The 21,082-nt window shown below is 52.3% G+C and carries 19 protein-coding genes and 5 pseudogenes; 12 read left to right on the top strand and 12 right to left on the bottom strand.

Features of this window, described 5'->3' with window-relative positions:
- The first annotated feature begins 8 nt into the window (after nt 1-8).
- From KDW_RS36350 to KDW_RS30360, 3 genes and pseudogenes are all read left to right on the top strand, one after another.
- A pseudogene (locus tag KDW_RS36350) lies at nt 9-2,576 on the top strand (polynucleotide kinase-phosphatase).
- Between the two features lie 239 nt (nt 2,577-2,815).
- The gene (locus KDW_RS30355; RefSeq protein ID WP_151759635.1) at nt 2,816-3,208 is read left to right on the top strand and encodes an ACT domain-containing protein; all 393 of its coding nucleotides are present in this window, start codon (nt 2,816-2,818) and stop codon (nt 3,206-3,208) included.
- A gap of 110 nt (nt 3,209-3,318) precedes the next feature.
- Entirely contained in the window at nt 3,319-4,137 is an 819-nt protein-coding gene (locus KDW_RS30360) for a phosphatase PAP2 family protein (RefSeq protein ID WP_162005760.1), read from the top strand.
- Nucleotides 4,138-4,300: 163 nt separating this feature from the next.
- On the opposite strand, the gene KDW_RS30365 is transcribed toward KDW_RS30360, so the two are convergent.
- Complete coding sequence (locus KDW_RS30365) at nt 4,301-4,699, bottom strand: helix-turn-helix domain-containing protein (protein ID WP_162005761.1); 399 nt, start codon at nt 4,697-4,699, stop codon at nt 4,301-4,303.
- Between the two features lie 250 nt (nt 4,700-4,949).
- Between KDW_RS30365 and KDW_RS30370 the strand changes: the two genes are divergently transcribed.
- The gene (locus tag KDW_RS30370) at nt 4,950-5,234 is read left to right on the top strand and encodes a hypothetical protein (protein ID WP_198925723.1); all 285 of its coding nucleotides are present in this window, start codon (nt 4,950-4,952) and stop codon (nt 5,232-5,234) included.
- 31 nt (nt 5,235-5,265) lie between these two features.
- Nucleotides 5,266-5,868 (top strand): ATP-dependent Clp protease proteolytic subunit, encoded by a 603-nt coding sequence (locus KDW_RS30375; RefSeq protein WP_151759704.1) that lies wholly within the window; start codon nt 5,266-5,268, stop codon nt 5,866-5,868.
- A 59-nt stretch (nt 5,869-5,927) separates the two neighbouring features.
- On the opposite strand, the gene KDW_RS30380 is transcribed toward KDW_RS30375, so the two are convergent.
- The 7 genes and pseudogenes from KDW_RS30380 to KDW_RS30410 all read right to left on the bottom strand — a co-directional run bounded on the left by KDW_RS30380 (nt 5,928) and on the right by KDW_RS30410 (nt 10,995).
- On the bottom strand, nt 5,928-6,422 hold the full coding sequence (locus tag KDW_RS30380) for a hypothetical protein (protein ID WP_151759638.1): 495 nt from the start codon (nt 6,420-6,422) through the stop codon (nt 5,928-5,930).
- A gap of 50 nt (nt 6,423-6,472) precedes the next feature.
- On the bottom strand, nt 6,473-6,679 hold the full coding sequence (locus KDW_RS30385; protein ID WP_151759639.1) for a hypothetical protein: 207 nt from the start codon (nt 6,677-6,679) through the stop codon (nt 6,473-6,475).
- 259 nt (nt 6,680-6,938) lie between these two features.
- Entirely contained in the window at nt 6,939-7,412 is a 474-nt protein-coding gene (locus tag KDW_RS30390) for a GAF domain-containing protein (RefSeq protein ID WP_151759640.1), read from the bottom strand.
- 38 nt (nt 7,413-7,450) lie between these two features.
- Complete coding sequence (locus KDW_RS30395) at nt 7,451-7,927, bottom strand: hypothetical protein (RefSeq protein WP_151759641.1); 477 nt, start codon at nt 7,925-7,927, stop codon at nt 7,451-7,453.
- A gap of 307 nt (nt 7,928-8,234) precedes the next feature.
- The gene (locus KDW_RS30400; RefSeq protein WP_151759642.1) at nt 8,235-9,095 is read right to left on the bottom strand and encodes a class I SAM-dependent methyltransferase; all 861 of its coding nucleotides are present in this window, start codon (nt 9,093-9,095) and stop codon (nt 8,235-8,237) included.
- A gap of 242 nt (nt 9,096-9,337) precedes the next feature.
- Nucleotides 9,338-10,104, bottom strand: a pseudogene (gene fabG, locus KDW_RS30405) (3-oxoacyl-[acyl-carrier-protein] reductase).
- Nucleotides 10,105-10,245: 141 nt separating this feature from the next.
- Complete coding sequence (locus KDW_RS30410) at nt 10,246-10,995, bottom strand: pentapeptide repeat-containing protein (RefSeq protein ID WP_151759643.1); 750 nt, start codon at nt 10,993-10,995, stop codon at nt 10,246-10,248.
- A 380-nt stretch (nt 10,996-11,375) separates the two neighbouring features.
- Here KDW_RS30410 and KDW_RS30415 point away from each other — a divergent pair, with 380 nt between their 5' ends.
- The gene (locus KDW_RS30415; protein ID WP_151759644.1) at nt 11,376-11,615 is read left to right on the top strand and encodes a gamma-butyrobetaine hydroxylase-like domain-containing protein; all 240 of its coding nucleotides are present in this window, start codon (nt 11,376-11,378) and stop codon (nt 11,613-11,615) included.
- 373 nt (nt 11,616-11,988) lie between these two features.
- Here KDW_RS30415 and KDW_RS36355 read toward each other — a convergent pair.
- Nucleotides 11,989-13,055 (bottom strand): annotated as a pseudogene (locus KDW_RS36355) (GntG family PLP-dependent aldolase).
- A 274-nt stretch (nt 13,056-13,329) separates the two neighbouring features.
- Nucleotides 13,330-13,530: a hypothetical protein gene (locus KDW_RS30425; protein ID WP_151759645.1), complete on the bottom strand. Its 201-nt coding sequence runs from the start codon at nt 13,528-13,530 to the stop codon at nt 13,330-13,332.
- 245 nt (nt 13,531-13,775) lie between these two features.
- Here KDW_RS30425 and KDW_RS30430 point away from each other — a divergent pair, with 245 nt between their 5' ends.
- From KDW_RS30430 to KDW_RS30450, 5 genes and pseudogenes are all read left to right on the top strand, one after another.
- Nucleotides 13,776-14,486 (top strand): hypothetical protein, encoded by a 711-nt coding sequence (locus KDW_RS30430; RefSeq protein ID WP_151759646.1) that lies wholly within the window; start codon nt 13,776-13,778, stop codon nt 14,484-14,486.
- 61 nt (nt 14,487-14,547) lie between these two features.
- On the top strand, nt 14,548-14,883 hold the full coding sequence (locus KDW_RS30435) for a hypothetical protein (RefSeq protein WP_151759647.1): 336 nt from the start codon (nt 14,548-14,550) through the stop codon (nt 14,881-14,883).
- Entirely contained in the window at nt 14,837-15,805 is a 969-nt protein-coding gene (locus KDW_RS30440) for a sensor histidine kinase (protein WP_151759648.1), read from the top strand. Before KDW_RS30435 ends, KDW_RS30440 begins: the two co-directional genes overlap by 47 nt.
- A pseudogene (locus KDW_RS30445) lies at nt 15,802-16,406 on the top strand (response regulator transcription factor). Before KDW_RS30440 ends, KDW_RS30445 begins: the two are co-directional and overlap by 4 nt.
- Nucleotides 16,407-16,527: 121 nt before the next feature.
- Nucleotides 16,528-17,654, top strand: a pseudogene (locus KDW_RS30450) (AI-2E family transporter).
- Between the two features lie 248 nt (nt 17,655-17,902).
- On the opposite strand, the gene KDW_RS30460 reads toward KDW_RS30450, so the two are convergent.
- Both KDW_RS30460 and KDW_RS32110 read right to left on the bottom strand, forming a co-directional pair.
- Entirely contained in the window at nt 17,903-18,949 is a 1,047-nt protein-coding gene (locus KDW_RS30460) for a LacI family DNA-binding transcriptional regulator (RefSeq protein ID WP_151759651.1), read from the bottom strand.
- On the bottom strand, nt 18,921-19,430 hold the full coding sequence (locus KDW_RS32110) for a hypothetical protein (RefSeq protein ID WP_162005763.1): 510 nt from the start codon (nt 19,428-19,430) through the stop codon (nt 18,921-18,923). The genes KDW_RS30460 and KDW_RS32110 overlap by 29 nt, the downstream gene beginning before the upstream one ends.
- A gap of 276 nt (nt 19,431-19,706) precedes the next feature.
- Here KDW_RS32110 and KDW_RS30470 point away from each other — a divergent pair, with 276 nt between their 5' ends.
- On the top strand, nt 19,707-21,020 hold the full coding sequence (locus KDW_RS30470; RefSeq protein ID WP_162005764.1) for an erythromycin esterase family protein: 1,314 nt from the start codon (nt 19,707-19,709) through the stop codon (nt 21,018-21,020).
- Nucleotides 21,021-21,082 lie beyond the last annotated feature (62 nt).

The raw sequence follows: 21,082 nt of genomic DNA on the forward strand, positions 1-21,082 counted from the left end.
AGAAGTATATGAAAGTAACTATTCCTGAACTCTCGCTCGTTGTCCTGGTTGGTCCATCTGGCTCAGGTAAATCGACCTTCGCGCGTACGCATTTCAAGCCGACCGAGGTGCTTTCTTCTGATTATTGTCGTGGCCTGGTTTCTGACGATGAGAACGATCAGGCGGCTACCGCAGACGCTTTTGCGGTCCTGCACTTTATTGCGGCGAAGCGTCTGGCGGCCGGTAAATTGACGGTAATTGATGCGACCAATGTCCAGCCAGAGTCGCGTAAAGCGCTGGTTGCGCTAGCCCGGAAATATCATTGTCTGCTGACCGCGATTGTCTTTGATCTGTCCGAAAAGATTTGTCAGGAGCGCAACCGTGAGCGATCTGATCGACAGTTTGGACCACATGTGGTGCGGCAGCAGTTGAACCAGATGCGTAAATCCCTGCGTAATCTGAAGACCGAGGGTTTCCATAACATCTATACCCTCTCTACTCCAGAACGTATCGCTGACGTGCAGATCGAGCGTGAGCGGCTCTATAGTAACTTGAAGCATGAGCATGGTCCTTTTGATATTATTGGCGATGTGCATGGCTGTTTTGCTGAACTGTCAATGCTGTTGCAGGAACTTGGCTATGAGATCAAGCGCGATGAGCAGGCTGAGTCACAATTTCAGGTCAGACATCCCGAGGGACGGAAAGTTGTTTTTCTGGGTGACCTGGTTGACCGTGGGCCTGCCACGCCAGCCGTGTTGCGCCTGGTGATGGATATGGTGGAGTCTGGTGTGGCGCTGTGTGTGCCGGGCAATCATGATGTCAAGCTACTGCGTAAGTTGAAAGGCAAAGATGTCTCGCTAAAGCATGGTATCGTGGAGTCCTTGCAGCAGTTGGAGCAGGAGCCAGAGGACTTTAAGCGGCGCGTGATCAATTTTATGGATGGTTTGACCAGCCACTTTGTGCTGGATGCGGGTAAACTGGTGGTGGCTCATGCGGGACTGCAAGCAAGTATGCAGGGTCGTGGCTCACGGGCTGTGCGTGAGTTTGCGCTGTATGGTGAGACGACTGGCGAGACCGATGAGTTTGGACTGCCCATTCGCTATAACTGGGCCGCCGATTATCGTGGGAGTGCCATGGTGGTCTATGGCCATACGCCAGTTCCCACGCCTGCCTGGCTCAACCATACTATCAATATCGATACTGGCTGTGTCTTTGGTGGACAACTGACTGCTCTGCGTTATCCTGAGCAAGAACTGATCGCGGTCGCGGCCCAGCAGGTCTATTGTGAGCCTGTACGCCCACTACAACCTGTCGAGGCGCCCGACGTTCTTTCGGCCCAGCAGTCCCATGATGAGGTGCTGGATGTTGAGGATGTGATTGGTAAGCGACTGGTGCAGACCCGTTTGCAGCCCAGGATCACGATCCGCGAAGAGAATGCCATCGCTGCCCTGGAGGTGATGAGTCGCTTTGCGGCCAATCCCAAATGATTGATCTATCTGCCGCCGACGATGTCGCCGAGTGAAACCACGCAGCAAGCCGGACTGCTTGAATATCCTGAGGAAGCATTTGCCTATTATCGTCAAGAAGGGATCGAGCGCGTTGTCTGTGAAGAAAAGCATATGGGCTCACGTGCGATTGTGATCGTCTGCCGGGATGAACAGGCGGTGCAACGCCGGTTTGGAGTCATCAACGAGGGTATCGGCATCTGCTATACGCGTACTGGTCGTCGTTTCTTTGATGATCAGCAACTGGAAGCGGCGCTCCTGCAGCGTGTCCAGCAAGCCCTGACGGCCACCAACTTCTGGGAACGCTTCGAGACCGACTGGGTCAGCCTGGACTGCGAACTCTTACCCTGGTCCGTCAAAGCTCAATCCCTGGTCCTCAAGCAGTATGCTGCCGTTGGCGCGGCCTCGCGTACATCCCTGGATCAAACCTTGCTAGCATTGGAGCAGGCGCGTAGCAATGGTAGTGAAAACATCGATGCGGTACTGGATAGTTATCGGCAACGTCAGGGCTTAGCTCGGCGCTATGTGGATGCGTATTGTCAGTATTGCTGGCCCGTCAACAGTATTGACGACCTGAAACTGGCTCCTTTCCATCTGCTAGCTACCGAGGGCAAACTGTATATTGATAAAGATCACGTCTGGCATATGCAGACCCTGGCCGAGATCTGTCGCGCCGACGAAAAGATCCTGCTGGCAACGCCTTATCTGGTAGTGGATGTTAATGATCCTCTCAGTGTTGAGCAGGGCATCAATTGGTGGCAACAGGTCACCGCACATGGTGGTGAGGGCATGGTGGTTAAACCCTTTGATTTCATTGCCACTGGCAAACGTGGCATCTTACAGCCGGCCGTCAAGTGTCGTGGCTCAGAGTATTTGCGCATCATCTACGGATTGGAGTATGATGTGCCAGAAAATCTGACGCGCCTGCGTAAACGTGGTCTGGGTGCTAAACGTTCGCTTGCTATGCGTGAGTTCGCATTGGGAATAGAAGCCCTTGAACGCTTTGTCCATCGCGAACCACTACGACGCGTCCACGAATGCGTCTTCGGTGTCCTCGCCCTCGAAAGCGAACCCGTTGATCCACGCCTATAAATAAAGCTGTAGATTTGGCCCTTGTGGCGATTGGTTCCCCCACGCGAATCTCGCATTACTACGAGCAGGGATCTCCTTGGAGGCGAGATGGATGTGGAGCGAGGTATAAAGCGGCTTGATCGTGATCAAGGAAGGATGTCGTGGGGAGCCAATCGGGTGCAAGACCCGAACCTACATTTTCTCTTTTCTTGGTCATTTGATACAATCGAACCTACTTTTGTGATATTTGTGAGGTTGTTATGAAGCTAACTATTGTGCCGTTGACGCTGGCGATCTGTCGTCTGGCTGCGGATGAGCCGATTCCGGGGTGGGCGCTGTCGCGCCAGGGTTTCTTTTCGATTACGGTTACCGAGGATGAGTTGTCGATTGTGTGTCCAGTGGCGGCTGTGCCTGCGGGCGTAACGTGTGAGCAGCCATGGCGCGCCATCAAAGTTCTGGGTCCATTGGATTTTGCGCTGGTCGGTATTCTGGCCGCGCTGGCAGAAGTACTGGCACGGGCGCAGATCTCAATTTTTGCTATCTCGACCTTTGATACCGACTACATTCTGCTTAAAGAGCAGCAACTTGAGCGAGCCATCACCGTCCTGAAGCAGGCGGGCCATGACCTTTTTGGTGAATTAACTTGCAGCTAATACCTGTAGGTTGTCTTTTGCTGCTGACATTGTATCCGGTTGACCTCAACAGAACGTAATCTATGCAGATAGATTTATTCATCTCAAAAAAAAGAAAAATGAGGATAACAATGTCTTCAACAACTAATCCCAAGGGAATACAGCGGCCGACGCCTCAAACGACCGCCGGCGGTGAAGATCGCCCGGATGCGATGCGGCGCTATCGCATTCAGTTTATCTGCTGGTGTATTGGACTCATCGCCTTTATCATTTCCTGCTTCATTATCCATGGGCACCCTAAACCCTATCCTATCGATCTAAACGCGACCCACACGGTTCAGGGTTTCCAATTGCCCGCATATATCAATGCTATATTGATTTTTCCCAGCACTCTCAACAATCCCTTGCCATCTGAGATCGCGCTGGGTGCCTGGTTAGGTTTCATGCTGATCATGGCGCTGATCACCAAACTGCGTGGAAAATCCCCACTGACGTGGCTGCAATCGGCTATTTTTCTGGTGATTACCGTGATGAGTTCGGCTGGACTTAATGTGCTGGTCGATGATCTGGTTGCTCGCCCACGACCAAATCCGAAGGTTGATCATATCCGTCTCATGACCCCGCTGGTCCCATTTCCAACCTATCCCTCCGGACATACCGAGCACGATATCGCTTACTATGGCTTCCTGCTCTACCTGAGTTTCCTGCGACCCGTGCGTGAATGGCGCTATCGCTGGTTCCTGTTGCCACTGCAACTCTATGCTGTCTATGACATCATCTTCATTGGTTATTCGCGTGTGCTCGAAGGTGACCACTGGTTTACCGATGTTATGGGAGGCTATTTAGAGGGAGCCGTCTACCTCTTCTTCTTCATCTTCCTCTATCGCTGGGTTACCAGTGTCCTCGCCAAACGCCGAGCCGCCAAACAAGGCCAGCCCGTCGTATCGTAGCATGCGTACTACTTTACGTGCGTATCGAGCAACAAAAAACGTCCTGGCATTTACCAGGGCGTTTTTTGTGCGTGCGTGTTCGGACGCCAACAGATCGCAGCGACCAGCGCTGCCGGTACTTTATTATCTCCTAACCGAAACGTATTGGCGGCAAGCGCGGCCGTTACGAGAGGGTGAGGTGTTTGGAGAGGAGGAAGGCGCTGAAATTGGCGACGCTTTCGATCTCTCCGTCGTCGAGCATGTTGACGATGCGCTTGATGACTGTACGGCGTGGCTGATCGGGTGTGGTGGGAACGGTGAAGCCGATGACGCGGGTATATTCGGGCTCACGATCACGCCGGATCTCTTCGGCCATCAATTCCAGTAGCTCGGCCATATCTAGTCCCAGGGCCTGCGCCAGACTTTCCAGTACTTTGGCGGACGGATATTTTTGGCCACGCTCGATTTCTCCGACATAAATTTCTGATAGACCTGCTTTTTCGCCCAGTTCTTTAATGGTCAGGTTGCGATATTGCCGTTCCTGGCGTACGACGCGTCCAATCGTTTCTTGTAAGTCGGCCATGGTGTCCATCCTCTTCTTATAGATATGCCTCTACAGAATATACATCCACAGAGAATTTATTTTGACCTATGCTTAGAGCATTGTTCAGAATTCGACCTATGCTAACAGCATAGATATCCCCTATCAGTATAGGCTATGAGCCTGTTATATTCAAGGTGTAGCAAGAAGTGCTGCCAGATGTGAACTGCAAAGCCACCATAAATTCTTAAAAAGCTTAGTTGGATTATAAAAAGAAGAAAGGATCATTACTATGTTTTTTACACCATCAGTTGGGCATACACCCGGTTTATCTGGCCCTGAAGTCCGTTCATCCTTACCAATTCCTACCATCTATGAACAGCCACCACTGAAACAGGTGCAGTGGCAATACCATCTTGTGACCATTAACACGAAAGAAGATGCGCTCCCTGATGCTGAGAAATTGAATGAGCTGGGACGTGAAGGCTGGATCCTGGTGAGTGTGGTGGATGAGCGAGTGACGGGGAGTGGTTCCCATGTCTATTACTACTTTGTGCGTCAAGATATCAATGCATAAAAACAGCTTGCCGATGAAAGGAGCTTATATGATGTCCAATGTGTTAGTCCCAACTGTCTTAGAGAATACTGGCCGTGGCGAACGCGCCTATGACATTTATTCGCGCTTACTTAAGGAGCGCATCATTATGGTTAATGGTATGGTTGAAGATACCATGGCTAACTTGATTGTGGCCCAGTTGTTATTCCTGGCGTCCGAGAGTGCTGAGCGTGAGATCAACCTGTATATCAGTTCGCCTGGTGGCGTCATCTCGGCAGGACTGGCCATTTACGATACGATGCGTTCGCTGCCCTGTCCGATTGCTACGACCTGTGTTGGCCATGCAGCCAGCTTCGGTACGATCCTGTTGCTGGCCGGTGATAAGGGACGCCGCCGCTCGCTACCCAATGCTCGTATCCATATGCACCAGCCGCTGATCCAGGGTGGTATTGGTGGACAGGCAACCGATATTGATATTCATGCGCGCGAGATCCTTTATACACGTGATGTGATTAATGGCATTATTCAGAAGCATACCGGACAAAGTCTGGAGCGCATCCGCAAGGATACTGAGCGCGACTTTTTCTTGAGTGCTCAGGAAGCCATTGAGTATGGCATTATTGATGAAGTTTTGCCACTGGCGGACAAAGAATAATTGTGTCAGGCTACAACACATATACATCAAGGTTCGCTCCTTCACAGGGCGAACCTTTTTTAGCGTGGCGTGATGTGGATACTATCAATGGCGAACCATTGATCGTGGGTCGCGATGGCTCCAAAGCGCAGGATGCCCTGTGGCGTGGCCACGGCATACTGGTTATCCAGCCAGGCGACGAAGCCGAGGGCACGCGTGGGTGGATTGGGCGCATTCAGGACCTGAATACCATCAATCCAGAAGCGGGCGACCTCTGGATACCATTCGAGGGTATAGGTATGCCAGCAGGTCATATCAGTATCAAGTAGTGCTTCCTGCGTCCCGCTCAGTCTTTGGAGCCAGCGGGCCGCGGGCGCACTATTACGGCTCAGGCGGCCCCAGCCCGTGGCCAGCGCTGTTGGTAACGTCGCCAGCAGAGCGCCCGGACGCATACTGTGGACGACCTGCGCCTTCCAGCCCCAGCCGGGAATACCGGGTACCAGCGCCATGTTTGAGGGTGGTGAGGCATAGAAAAACCAGACCGCTTCCGGCAACATCAGGATATCACCACGCATCGAGAAAGGATAATTCCAGAAACCGAAGCCCGCTGTTCCACGCAGGACGCTCAGATCCTGAGCAGTGGTCTGCGCGTTTGCGGCCCCACGGACGAGCGAGCCCGCACCTCCATCCGTAAGGGAGGACGCCAGGGAAACTGTGAGCGCGGCAACTGGCCATAGTCATCAATCTGGGCATCAGCATAGGCCCCATCTGGATTCTCTGCCAGCATCATGCGTAAGGCAGAATCCTCAATGGCCAGCGTACCATTACCCATACAGCGCCGGGTCCAGTGTGGATCAAGTTGGTGGTCGAACTCATCGAAGTAGCAGCTCTGTTTCGTCGTGGTCTCCTTTTTTATATCTGGCTAGATCATCAGTATGGTTCCAGGATAATACATACCTGACGCTACTGGCAACTTTTTCATACTCATCAGCGTGCCAACGGTCAGCGAGGTGCATGTTGTTAGCAAAAAAATACTTTCTTGCTCTCATTCATAGTAAAAATATTTATGCGTATGAATATATTTGTCACAATTATAGAGTTGCAAGATGCAGTAACTCTTCTTCTAATTTTTGCCAGACTCGCAGGTCGGCTTGCGCATTGCTTAAGGATTGTTGCTGGGCGGCTGCTTGCAAGATGGTTTCAGCTACAAACTGCCGAAATCTGGTAAAGTAGGGTTTTTGCTTCTCATGTGGTGGCATGACACCGAGGGCGATGTCTTCTGGACTATAAAAATCTTCTGCCTCAAAGGCCAGTGCGATCAGGTCAGCATATTTTTGGACCAGTTCAGCCCGGCTCGCAGGCAGAAAATAGTTCACTTCTGCGCTAGAGGCCAGCAGGACGCCGGCGATGCGACCCGCATTGAGAATAGGATAAATTGCCGCGCTTTTCTCATGTTCACCCTTGATGGCTGGCATGAGATTATGCTCGATCTCCAGATTCTGGACAATTCCGGGCCGGCAGAGTGTAACCACATTCCCGGCTAGCGATTCGGCCCCGAGAAACATAGCATTTTGTTCCAGATTGTTGATCCAGGGTGGCGTTCCTACCCGACACTTTCGCGCAGGCTACGCACCTTATGATAGGTGCCGGATGGAGGCATGCAGCGCACCACCCAGATAGACATCCCACGCCGTTCTGGATCCAGGTGGCCAAGGGCCTGCTGAAGAATCAGGTTGCAGGTGGACCAGAAACGTAGATTCTCAGTTGTAGATGCAAGTGTTGATAGGACACGTGCATAAAATTCTGCTGGAATGGCGGTTAACAATGGCTCAAACGTTGGAGGGGGAAAATCTCCTAAGCCCTGTTCTTCCTTGAGAAATTTGCGCATTTGCTCTTGATATTTTGATGGTAGGGCATTCATCAATTGCCGTAGATTTTGTGGCCGGGGATCAGATTCGCCGTTGATCCAGCGGTTCAGGGTTATAGGGGTAACTTTTAGCGTTTCTATTAGCCGTTGTTTTTCCTTATTATCACCGATTATTTTTCCTAATAACTCACGCCATGTACGTGCTTCGTGCATATTTTTTACCCTATCGCTGAAATTGCTATAAAAAGCACCCGTATCTATCATCATATCAGCTAGCGTTCTCAACGTCAACTTTTGCTCTGGAGCGGCGTGAGGGGGTTATGCAGGAAAATAGTGTGTGGAACTCCACACGCTATTTTATCAGGTTAGATGTAGTTTATGCTTCAGGATTTTCATTGTAGTGTTTGGCAAGGGAAGAAAAATGTAGAGCACAAAAAAATGGGTCATGGGAACCTTTAACTGGTGGAAAGGCTCCCATGACCCATTGCAGCATCCTGCACGCATATTTTGCTATTATTCCTTAATGGCAACCATTTGTAACCAGGTGCGTGGCACCTCTTTGAGTCCATCTCTTCGCCGGCCTGATACACAGCGACATCCAGCGCCTGAGCACCGATAGCCAGAGGAATACCTGGCAATGCTCCTCAATAAAGAGCCAGTACTGGCCGAGGTCGCGCCAGCCATCCAGTGAAATAACGGCATCGGTCTGCTGCGTCTCCACGGTAGCAAAGCCGGTCTGCTTCAGATCCTGAATATACTGATCCTTTGTGAGCCATTGCATCGCCATCGCCTTAGCCTCGCGGGACAAGCGGGCTTCGGGATGCTCTTGCTTCAACCAGCCGACCGCGCGTCGTGTCCATAAGCGGTAGAAACGCTCGGTCCCGGGAACATAGGTCCCCTCATAGAAAGCACTGTTACAACCGAAAATACCGTGGGGAGCCAGAATGGAGGAGACCTGTTGGAAGGCAACAAGTTTATCTGGTACCAGGTGGATCGCGTTGCAGAAGAAGGCGGCATCCACATTCTGTACAATGTTGGGGAGATCTTCGGCCTCACCCTGGATAAAGGCGGCGCTGATCGGTAGTCCCGACTCTTCCATGCCTTTTTCGGCTCGGCGTAAGGCCTCGGCCGAGGGGTCCACGCCAATCAGCTTAATATTCGTAATCCGGCCCTGCCGGACCAACTCTTCCGCGATGAGGCGTGTGACTGCTCCGGTGCCACAGGCCATATCCACGATTGTGAGCGTGGCATTGTCGGTGGCAGGCTTGAGATGAGCCAATGTCTGTTTGACCAGCGCACGGTTCACCTCTGTATAAAACTCGTGGGCTGCGAATGGCTCAAATGTATAGAGATTCGTTTCATCAGTCTCAATAAGACCCATAAGATAATAAGTCCTCCTTAACAAAATTTTTTGTTAAAAAGTTAGAGTGTTTTCAGCGCTAACTTGTTTCACTAACTTCGCTTTTACTATTCGACGTGTTAGTACTCTGTCAAACTTCATTGGAAAGGTTCGCCCGCTACGCGGGCGGGAGAGGGGGAGGCCAGGGCACCGCCCTGGAACCCAGTCAGGGGATTGCATCCCCTGCCTTTCGCATCACCTTTGACAGAGCACTAGCAGATAAGCTACATATGCATAGACATTCCACCATCGACACTGAGGACCTGACCGGTAATATAGCCAGCATCCGGTGAGCATAGGAATGCGGCGGCGGCGGCTACTTCATCGGTGGTACCAAAGCGGGCGAGCGGTGTATTATCCAGCATATATTTGCGCTGTGGCTCGGTAACAATCGAAGTCAGTTCGGTTGGGATAAAGCCGGGGGCCAGGGCGTTGGCGGTAATATTGCGGCTCGCCATCTCGCGGGCGGTACTCAATGTCAGAGAAATAATCGCAGCCTTCGATGCACCATAATTCGCCTGTCCGGCGGGACCCATCAGACCGGCGACGGAGGCGATATTTACAATGCGTCCCAGCGGGCCTTCATCATCCCACGTAATGCGGCTTTTGTGCAGAGAAATGCTGCGCGTAGATTTGTATCCATAACATGCTCAAAGTCGGCCAGTGACATCTGGAGGATCAATTTGTCGCGGGTCGTGCCCGCGTTATTGACCAGAATTGCCATCGGACCAAATGCGTTCGTCGCTTCTGCAAAGAGTCGCGTGACATCTTCTTCCTTGCTTACATCTGCCTGGACCGCGATGCAGCGCCTCCCCAGGGCCTCAATACTCGCTTTAGCCTCCTCGGCGGCCGCAGCATTACTGCGATAATTGATCACGATATCTGCACCCGATTGAGCCAATCGATACGCAATCGCCCGACCAATACCCTGACTGCTGCCCGTAATCAAGGCAGCTTTTCCTGCTAATGGAAGAAGATGTTCTTGTGACATATATTTTGTTCCTTCAATAAAAATAGAATGTATGGCTACACTGCTGGTTGTAGTATAGCATAGCGGGCCAGGATTCTGATGTAATCTAATGTAGAATATTTCTATCTATTGAAAGTGCGTTGCTGACCCGCCAGATCTTCTTTAATGGAGTGCGATGCGTGGGATGCGAGGTAGGGTGATATCGATCTTCGGGTCTAATTCGGTTGTTCTATCTACGATGGCGCCCCGGATCTGTTCGCTGGTCAGGTTACGCGTATTGCGTAAGTTCGCCCCCACCAGGATGGCGTCGAAAAAGTCGGTAACCAGCGTATTGGCCTCACTGAGATCTGCACCGGTCAGATCTGCATGCATAAAGTTCGCGGCCGAGAGATCCGCCTGGGTGAGTTTAGCGCCGCGTAAACAGGCTCCTGTGAGATCGGCCATAAAAAGATTGGTCTGGCTCAGGTCGGCGTTGCGGAGATCGGCATTGCGCAAGTAACGATAAGAGAGATCATAGCCGACGAGATTGGCTCCATGGAAACTGCGGACCATGTGTGGAATCGTATAGATAGGATCGGTCTGCTGAATTTTTGGTGGTAGCGGAGTGTCTTCGATCCGAGGAAGATGCGAGAGCTCATAGACCGCCCGCTCGGTCTCCTGGACTTTGCGTCGACGCTCCTCAAGATGTAAGTGTTCGATGTGTGCCATCAAGCGTACTTCCAGGTTGGCGTGATCTTTCTGCTGCTGCTCCTCCCAACGTTTGCGGCGCATCTCCTGAGCCTTTGTCCAGGCCTGTAATTGACTGTGGAGCTTTTCAACTCCCTGTTTCTGTCGCCGTGCCGCTGTCAGCGCCAGCCAGAGCACGATTAGACAGGTAATAGTTACGAGAGTAATTAATATAATATCCGTCATCTTCAACACTTTCCCCAATGTTTTCTATTTGCTAGAACGTGGCTGCTTCATCAGAGTAACGAAGAGGTTACAAATATACCTGTGCATATTTCATGGTCTATATGTAGTAATATTTATGGATGTAATGTGATAGTTTACATGCTATGGGTGGAGTGCCCGGGATGATTCGGGCTAGCATGATGGTTTTCATTTATAGACCGCTGGGTCTTGAAAGCATTATAATGTCACTGCACGAAAAAAAGAATTCGTTATAGAAATACTACTTAAGAGGAGATTCCTATGTCACAATATAGTCATGTTTCGCCAACCTCATTTTTTCTGGATGAGGAGCAGCGCGTCCTTTACTTATCGTGGGATGATGAGCACGAGAGCAAGCACGATTGGGAGCGCTTGCGCTGGCCTGTCCCTGTGCCTGGTGTGCCGGCGAAGGTGGTGTCCCGGGCGTGCTGGCCAGCAAGAAGAGCTTGAGCCGTGAAGAGACGACCCTTGTCAATATCGAGCCAGTTGGCCGCTATGGCCTGACCCCGATCTGGGAAGATGGTCATAAGACAGGCATTTACACATACGAAAAATTGCGTGCTATGTGTGATTGTGACGAGTGTAGTAAGAAAAGGATATAGTAAGCATAAACTGTTAGGATTTATCGCCCCCATCGTTTATAGGTAGTGGAAAAAGAATACGTCTGATAGGAACAAAGAGACATCATTCTTGTAATGCGCCCTATCTTTAGTAAAATGTCTACCCAGGGCGATGGAGGTTGATAATAATGGGTATGAATGGGCGATCCCCGGCATCAAAACGTGTGAACCCTAAAACATCACGGATCATGTTGCGGATCATTTTTGCACTGGTGGTTAGCTGTCTGCTGATCCTGGCATTTTTTGCCACCAACGCGCTTTCTCACTGAATTTTGCCGACACCAGGTAAAAGCACGATCTGGCGGACCCGCCCATGTGCGGCGCGGCGGCCGCACATGGCTGATGCTCTACTCTGCTATGAGTTCAGTGTTTCCTGGAGTGCTTTCTGGATAGCGATAAGCGCGCTATCGATCTGCGCTGCTTCAATGCCATAATGGGTGACGGCACGGATATTTTTCTCACCCATCGGTCCTAACAGGACACCATGGGCGCGGGCCTTCTGGAGGAAGAGGTTGATCTGCGGCGTTGTAAATGCCTCTCCATCGGGATGCTGTAGCGAGAAGAGCAGGATGTTGGTGACGACCTGGTCTGTCTGAATGGAGACCATCGGCAGGTCGGCCAGACCATAGGCGAGGCGCTCACAGTTCTCGTGGTCCTCGGCCAGGCGTCCAACCATTTGTTCCAGGGCGACGATGCCTGCCGCCGCCAGGATGCCTGCCTGGCGCATACCACCCCCCAGTAATTTACGCGTACGGCGTGCGCGGCGAATAAACTCACTGGAGCCAACCAGCATCGAGCCAACCGGTGCGCTCAAGCCTTTTGATAAGCAGAACATCACCGAATCAACATCCTGTACCAGTTCGCTGACAGGAATCCCCAGCGCGGTGGCCGCATTGAAGACGCGGGCACCATCCATGTGGATGGCGACGCCATGGGTATGGCCAGTGCCGCCATTGACGCGACCTGTTCCTGACTTAAAACGGTTCCTCCGCAGCGATTATGACTATTTTCAATGCAGATCAACGCGGTCGCCGCCGTATGCTCATCGCTCTCATCGGCGATCGCCCCGAGCAAAGCCGCCATATCCAGCATGCCATCTGGAAGTGTGGGTACCACATACATTGGTGAGCCACCCAGCGTCGAGGCCCCACCGGCCTCATAATGATAAATATGCGATTGATCACCCACGATCACCGCCTGACCACGGCCTGCATGCGTCAACTGCGCAATCGCATTCCCCATCGTCCCCGTAGGAACAAAGAGCGCCGCCTCTTTACCAGTCATCGCGGCCGCCAGTTCCTGCAAACGGTTAATCGTGGGATCCTCCCCATACACATCATCGCCAACCTCAGCCCGATACATCGCCTCACGCATCTCAGGAGTGGGATGGGTCACGGTGTCGCTCCGCAGATCAATATACATACATTCCAACCTTTCAATAAAAGAAATAATTCACCCTGCTACTATTAGTATAGCCCACCTTCGCAACGCTGGTATTTCCCGTACCCGTACCGGCAGCGCTCGTCGCTAATACGTTTCGGTGAAGCGCTTTTGTGACCATAAAAAACATGGTGGAGAAAAGCAGAGAATCATACGTGGAGAGGGCGCCACACGCGGAGGTCGGCATGCGGCGTTCTCGTGGAGCGAGGGGCTCAACGAGCATCGCATGCCTGTGGCGCCTACACCGAGACGGATCCTATTTCGTGATCCTCTTCGAGAAGGGACGGGGAGGATACACCCGCTCACCCAGCACGTTGCTGCGCGAGCAGGCCACGAGCACACACGATCCGTGTAGGCGCCACAGCACTGCGCGTCGTTCTTGCACGCTAGCCTGCGCAAACGCAGCAGTGCGGCCTCCGCGTGTGGCGCCCTCTCCATGTACACGACGCCACGCCATACTGTTGAGGTTATCTCCTTCAACGAAACGTATTGGCGCTAGCCGCTGCGACCCGTACCGGCAGCGCTAGTCGCTGCGACCCGCTCACGTCCGAGCAATCCTCCCCTTCAGAACAGCTATGACAAATGTCATACGAACTTTATGATACCCTTCACTACAAAACGCGACTGTATCCGACTACACTAGAAACAACGAAGAACGTACAGGCGCAACGAGAAAAGCACTTTTATCCAAGAGGAAATTTTTTGTTCATATACATCTTAGAGGAGAAAAGAAATGTCAACACGTTTATATCGCATACTGATCGCTATCTGTGGTATCCTGGAGTTGTAGCACTGATGGCTTCATTCTCGATTAATCCAGCACCTCCAGCAGGTGCAACTATTCCGCAAATCGTTGTCTGGGGGAAAGAGCATCAGGTGCTGATTGAGTTTGGGGCCTGGCTACAGGGCATTGGATCATTGTTGGAAGTCATTTTTATGCTGGGTCTGCTGAAACTGGCTGACTCTACACGTACACTGGCGGGCATGGTTACCGCGTTTGCGGCTACGGTTATTGTCGGTATCAGTTTTGTGGAAGTCTCTTTCTATCTCAGCGCGATTGCTGGTGGCGTGAGTGGCGATATGGCAACCCTGGGGGTCAGTCTTAACCTGATCAAAGCGATCCAGCACGCGTACGTCATCGCGCCCGCTCCAGCGAATCTGATTGCAATCGGGATTGTGCTGATTAGCTCACGCCTGACACCGCGTGTCTTTGGCTACATCGCCTTTGTCCTGGGTGCGGTCCTTGCTATCCTTGGCTTGATCGGTACATACATTCCAATGCAGGATGTCATCGACATGGTATTGAGTGTACAAGAAGTCTGGTATCTGGCCATTGCGATCACGCTGATCGTAACGGCCAGGCGTGTGGCCGCCAGTGTGCAACCAGTGCCAGCGATCGCGGTAGAAGCGTAAGCGAGTTATTCCTACAGGTATAGAGCTATTACGACAAAAACAATCATGCAAGAGGAAGCGGATGAATACACAGGACGCAGATAAAACCAGCATGCTATCCTCTTCACCCATATCACGCTATCTCATCTGGCTGATATGGGTGATCTGGTTACCGTTTATCATTCCACCTATTGTGGATACTCTACAGTTATATGGCGCGACCCCTTATCGGCTGATGGGCATCCTGGCTGCGGCTGCCCTTTTTATCGCGCTCTATCTCTGGGCGACCTGGCAAACCGCTGGATTGGTGAGTGCGGGGATTATGCCGCGCGGCCGGGTTGAACGTGGGCGTCTGGCTGAAGATCGCGGGTATGACTGTACTCAGTATTCTTCTTGCCTTATCTGGTCAGGCCGATAAATGGCTGGCCCCTTTTATTTTCACCAGTAGTTATGTTGGTGGGAGTCTGCGTGCAAAGCAGGCGAGCCTGACCGCCATCGGGTTGGCCCTCTCGATCATCTTGCTGAGTTGGAGTGTCACGATTACCTGGCTTGAGCTTTTGCAGGGGACCGTCTTTATCCTGGCCGTCTGCTTTATTGTGATGACGGTAATACGAGCTATCAAGACCAGTCGGGAGCTACGCATCGCTCGTGAGGAGATTGCGCGACTGGCTGTAGTGAATGAGCGCCTGCGGATCGCGCGTGATCTCCATGATGTGCTCGGACATAATCTGTCCATGATTGCTCTGAAAAGTGAACTGGCCAGACGCCTGATTGATCAAGCGCCAGCGCGAGCCGTGAGCGAGATTATGGATATCGAACAGGTTGCTCGTACCACCCTGCAAGAGGTGCGTGAGTCCGTGTCCAATTATCGTCAACCTACGCTGGAGAGCGAATTGCATGGTGCCAGTGAAATTCTGGCGGCCGCAGGTATCAGCTACCAGTATTCAACAAACATTGAAGCGCACACATTGTTTCCTACCGCCATTGAAAGTGTCCTGGCCTGGGGAGTGCGCGAAGGCGTCACTAATTGTATCCGCCACGGTCGTGCCCACCAATGTAGTATCGCTCTCTACCAGGAAAGTAGCATGGTCCGTTTGACCATCAGCAACGACGGGGTGGTGCTCAAGACAGATCCAGACAGTATCCCACGCACGACAGGTAACGGCCTGCGAGGACTCAATGAGCGCGTTGAAGCGTTGTCCGGCACCTGCGAGTCCGCTGTACTGGATGGTAGAACATTTCGTCTGACCATTACCCTCCCTTATAGCGGTAATAGCAGTAAAAAACGTGACGCACAGGCGTTCTCCAATGATGATGCAGAAAGGAGCCATGCAGGATGATTCGCGTCTTGATAGCAGAGGACCAGGCAATGGTCCGTGGGGCGTTGGCCGCATTGTTGACCCTTGAAGGCGATATAGAGATTGTTGCCGAGGTAAGCCGTGGCGATGAAGTGCTGGCGGTTGCTCGGGCGACCAGGCCAGATATTGCGTTACTGGATATCGAGATGCCTGGGAGCGATGGATTACGGTGGCCGGGATCCTGCATACTGAGATACCCGACTGCCGTGTGCTTATCCTTACAACCTTTGGCCGACCGGGATATCTACGTCAGGCCATGGATAACGGTGTGGTCGGATTTCTCCTCAAAGATGCTCCGGCCTCACGACTGGCCGCGGCGATTCGGCGCATCATGGAAGGCGAGCGCATCGTTGATCCAACGCTGGCTTTAAGCGCCTTAAGCGAGGGTAATAATCCACTTACCGAGCGTGAGCGGGCCGTGCTGGCCGCTGCCACGGGAGGTAACACCATCGCCAAAATCGCCAGTAGCCTTGCTCTCTCGGAGGGTACCGTGCGTAACTATCTTTCCGTCGCGATCCAGAAGCTTGGTGCCAGCAACCGTATTGAAGCTGCGCATATTGCTGAACAAAAAGGCTGGCTGTGAAAGATTGTATGCCAATGTGGCTTGAGTCTCAGGTAGAGGACACAGCGTATTATGCAATATGCTCTCTTCTGCCTCTCATGGTGGCGTAGAAGTTGTGCAGGTAAAGAAAGGTTTTGAGACTATGGCTAGTATTGGGCGGATTCCGCGGTTGGCGCGGGATGAAGCATTTGATGTAAGGTGGAAGCGGCGACGTGATGTGGCGCTGGCGATTCTGGCGTGGGTTGGTGTGATCGCGGTGGTGTTCTGGGGGGCCTCGCATATTGCCCGGGCGCTTTTGTTGATTGTGATTGCCTCCTTGCTCGCCTATGCCCTGGCTCCTGGTGTACAGCGACTGGAAAAATATATTCCTCGTCCTTTTGCCATCGTGGTCATGTGTTTATTATCCCTGACCATCCTGGGTGGTATCTTTTATTTTGTCACCATTACAGCATTACATCAGTTTAGCGCCCTCTCGCGTTCGCTGGACTTCCTGTTATCAGCGAAGAACGGTCACAAATCGCCGTTGGAACAAACGTTAATTTCGCTGGGTATTACGCCGGGACAGATTACCGAGGTGAGGCAACAAGTAGTGACACGCCTGGAGGGAGCGGCCGGCAGTGCGTTGCCTTTAATTACAGGTATCCTGGATTTCCTGCTGGATATGGTGGTCGTGGCCGTATTTACGATCTACTTTTTGATCGATGGTCGGCGTATTGAACGCTGGGTACGCGAGAATCTTCCCGAAAACTGGCGGGCCAACTTTTTAGTAGATACGTTGCAGAAAATTGTCGGGGGCTATATTCGTGGTCAGTTAATCCTGGCGGTAATGATTGGCTTATTGGTTGGCATCGGCATGTTCCTTTTCCACGTTCCTTATGCACTCCTGCTGGGGTGCTGGCCTTCATTCTGGAATTCATCCCGATTCTGGGAACGCTGGTCTCAGGACTCGTCTGTACCTTGATTGCTTTGACCCAGGGTATCTGGATTGCGGTCGGAGTCTTGATCTACTTTATTGTTGTCCACATATTGGAGGGCGATATCATTGGTCCACGTATCGTGGGTGAGGCCGTGGGGCTGCATCCGATTGTCTCGATCGCGGCTGTGATCGCTGGTTCAGAACTCTTTGGCATCTGGGGGGCCTTGCTGGCATCGCCGATTGCCGGTGTCTTGCAGGCACTGCTGATCGCCTTCTGGGTCGAGTGGCGGCACACGCATCGCGACCAATTCGCCATTGCCAGCGCCAACGATGAAAATGTCCCTGCCCCGTAGGTTCGACCCTCGAGGTCGATTGGTCCCATAACGCCAAGGCCACCCCAACGAGATCGGGTAGGTTCGACCCTCGAGGTCGATTGGTCCCATAACGCCAAGGCCACCCCAACGAGATCGGGTAGGTTCGACCCTCGAGGTCGATTGGTCCCATAACGCCAAGGCCACCCCAACGTGAGCAAGAAAATGGAAATCGGTCTCTTTCGGGGCAAGATCGATGCGGGGGAGGCAATCGACCTCGAGGGTCGAACCTACGGGTGGGGTATGGTGGAGTCGCGTTTGATGACGGTGGCGGGCATGATTTCGATGGTTGGCTCTGTCTGGTGGTTTTGCAGCAGCGAGAGGATTTTCCGGGCTCCGGCCCGGCCGAGTTCGCGGAGCGAGATGCTGACGGTGGTGAGGGATGGAATGACCATCGGGGCCATTGGAATATCACCAAAGCCACAGATTGAGATGTCCTGTGGGAGCCGCCAGCCTTGCTGGCGCAGGCCGTTCATCAGCCCGAAGGCGGTCTCGTCGTTGCTGGCGAAGATTGCGGCTGGACGTTGGTCGACCGGCATCTGTGCTAGCGTGGCGGCAATTCTCTCTCCACCTGCTTGTGTGAAGTCTCCTGTTAGTATGAGTTCGGGGGCGAAAGGGATGCTGGCATCTGCCAGTGCGCGTGTATAACCCTGCTGGCGTAGTTCGGAGACGGTGACATGCGCGGGACCTGTCACGAAGGCGATGCGCCGATGTCCCAGGGAGATCAGGTAAGAGGTGAGCTCATAGGCCCCACCGATGTTATCACTCTGAATCGAGGGTGCCTGGATACTATGGGGTGAGAGTGTGACAATCGCGGCTCCGCGCCCCTGGATCTTCTGTACCAGTTCGTTGATCTGTTCCTGCTCTGCATAGTCGGTCTCGCTGAGGCCACTACCGGCAATGATGAAACCATCGGCCCGGTAGTCCTGAAGTGTCTGCAGATAGGCGAGTTCGCGTGCAGGATCGCGTTCGGTATTGCACATAATCGTCAGGTAGCCATGGGCATTGGCGATCTCTTCGACGCCGCGTGCCACCTGGGCAAAATAGGGATCAGTATTATCGCCGACCAGCACCGCAATCAGCTTGCTTCTCTGCACCTTCAGGCTGCGTGCCAATGAGTTGGGCATATACTTGAGCTCTTTGGCGGCGGCAAGTACCTTCTCACGCGTGGTTGCGCTAACAGGATATGTTGAGCTACTGATAACCCGACTGGCCGTAGCAATCGAGACGCCAGCTTTCCTGGCCACATCAACGATCGAAGGAAGTTGTGCAGGCATCTAATTTCTCGCTATCCATCCAAAAAAATGCGTTTCGGATCCCCACTTTAACAAAGTTTCTGCCCTTGTCAATTTGCTGGTTTCGCGCCTCGTACCGGCAGCGCTGGTCGCCAATACTTTTCGGTGAAGCATTTTGTGGCAATAAAAACATGGTGGAGAAAAGCAGCGAATCATACGTGGAGAGGGCGCCACACGCGGAGGCCGGCATGCGGCGTGCTGGTGGAGCGAGGTGCTCAAAGAGCATCGCATGCCTGTGGCGCCTACACCGAGACGGATCCTGTGTCGCGATCCTCTTCAAGAAGGTACGGGGAGGATACACCCGCTCACCCAGCACGTTGCTGCGCGAGCAGGCCACGGCACACACGATCCGTGTAGGCGCCACAGCACTGCGAAGTCGTTCTTGCACGCTGGCCTGCGCAAACGCAGCAGTGCGGCCTCCGCGTGTGGCGCCCTCTCCACGTACACCGTGCTTGCTGGTCACGTCGAACCATCTCTCAACGTCTCGCTAACCGAAAAGTATTGGCGCTGGTCGCTGCGACTTGTTCGCGTACGAGCAATCCTCACATATGTATCTTGTGACTCCCTTGACATGATTATTGCTTTATGTTATATACATAATAACAAATAGCTATAGGTACCAGCAGGTGCTATGTATTACGCAGATATACTTGTTGGGAGGGCAGACTGCCAGGTTTTCTTTTTTTATGTAAAGATGCATGAAAAATGTTATATGTTGTTTGCGGCTTTAGGAGGAGCAATGACCACATATAAGCGCAGCCTATGCTACTTTTTGATGATTTTATTATGTCTTACTGGTGTTTTGACCGCCTGTGAACAGGGACCTGCGGGCACCAGTCAAACGAATGATCCTGTCAAGGCCTGGATAGAGCAGAATGTGGTCCCGCTGAATAGTGTTGAGCCTGGTAGCTCGGATGAAGATCTTGTACATCTACAGAAAGAAATCGGCAGTGCCAGTATTGTTGGTCTGGGCGAGCAGACACATGGCACTCACGAGATTATTATGCTCAAGACACGCCTGACGCAATTTCTGATTACCAGAATGAATTTTCGTACATTTGTGATGGAAAACGACTGGGGGATGTCGAGCATCATTGATGCCTATATCAATGGTGGCTCGGGCAATCTTTCAGACATTATGAAACAGGGACTCCTTGAAGCCTGGCAAACGCAGGAATATCAGGCGTTGATCATATGGATGCGAGCATATAACGCGGATCCAACGCACACCACAAAAATCCACTTTCGTGGTATGGATTGCTATGTGATAGGCCAGGGTGATCGTGGAGATTTTATCGAGGTTGATAACTACATCCAGCATGTCGATCCTGCAAACCTGCCATACGTTAAAAACCTCTACCTGAGTATGAAGAAGAAGTTAGCTGATCAGCCTCAGCAGGTATATAATTTGCTGAAAGCTCATCAACAGAGCTATGAACAACGTTCCTCGCCGGCAGCGTTTGCGCTGGCCCTGCAAAATGCCCGCATCATCGTCGAGGCCATGTCCTGTGCTTCAGCTTCAAGTAACACGAGCCTGTATATCCAGCGGGATGCCTTGATGGCAGAAAATGTCTCCTGGTTGCACGATCACTCCGGTGAGAGCCATCCCAAAATGATCGTCTGGGCGCACGATATGCATATCGCTAATGATACAACCTATAATTTTTCTGGTGAGCTTACAGGGACAAACAACCTGGGGGCTTTCCTGCGCCAACGTTATCACCAGGATTACCTGGCGCTTGGAACAAGTTTGTACCATGGTAGTTATACTACCTATACGGCCAATGCCGTGCAAACTACTTCTCTTGCGCCGCCACAAGAGGGTACCTATACCTCTGTATTCGGCAGTATCAATAAGCCTCTGTATAGTCTGGATTTGCGCCAGACCCCTGCAGGTCCGGTCAGCAACTGGTTTAATCAGGCCCATGTTTTTACTGCTAATGGCGTTGGTGGTGAGGATGTATCCATGCCTGGACCGGTCAAGCAGTGGTTTGATATTATTGTGTTCTTACGCGATACGACGCCAGCGCATTCGCTGCTGAAAATAAATTGACATAGAGCACTTATGACAAGCATGCCGGACAGCCAGCGTGGCCGTCCGGCATGCTTGTCATA

It is taken from the genome of Dictyobacter vulcani (assembly GCF_008974265.1).
Lineage (GTDB): Bacteria > Chloroflexota > Ktedonobacteria > Ktedonobacterales > Ktedonobacteraceae > Dictyobacter > Dictyobacter vulcani.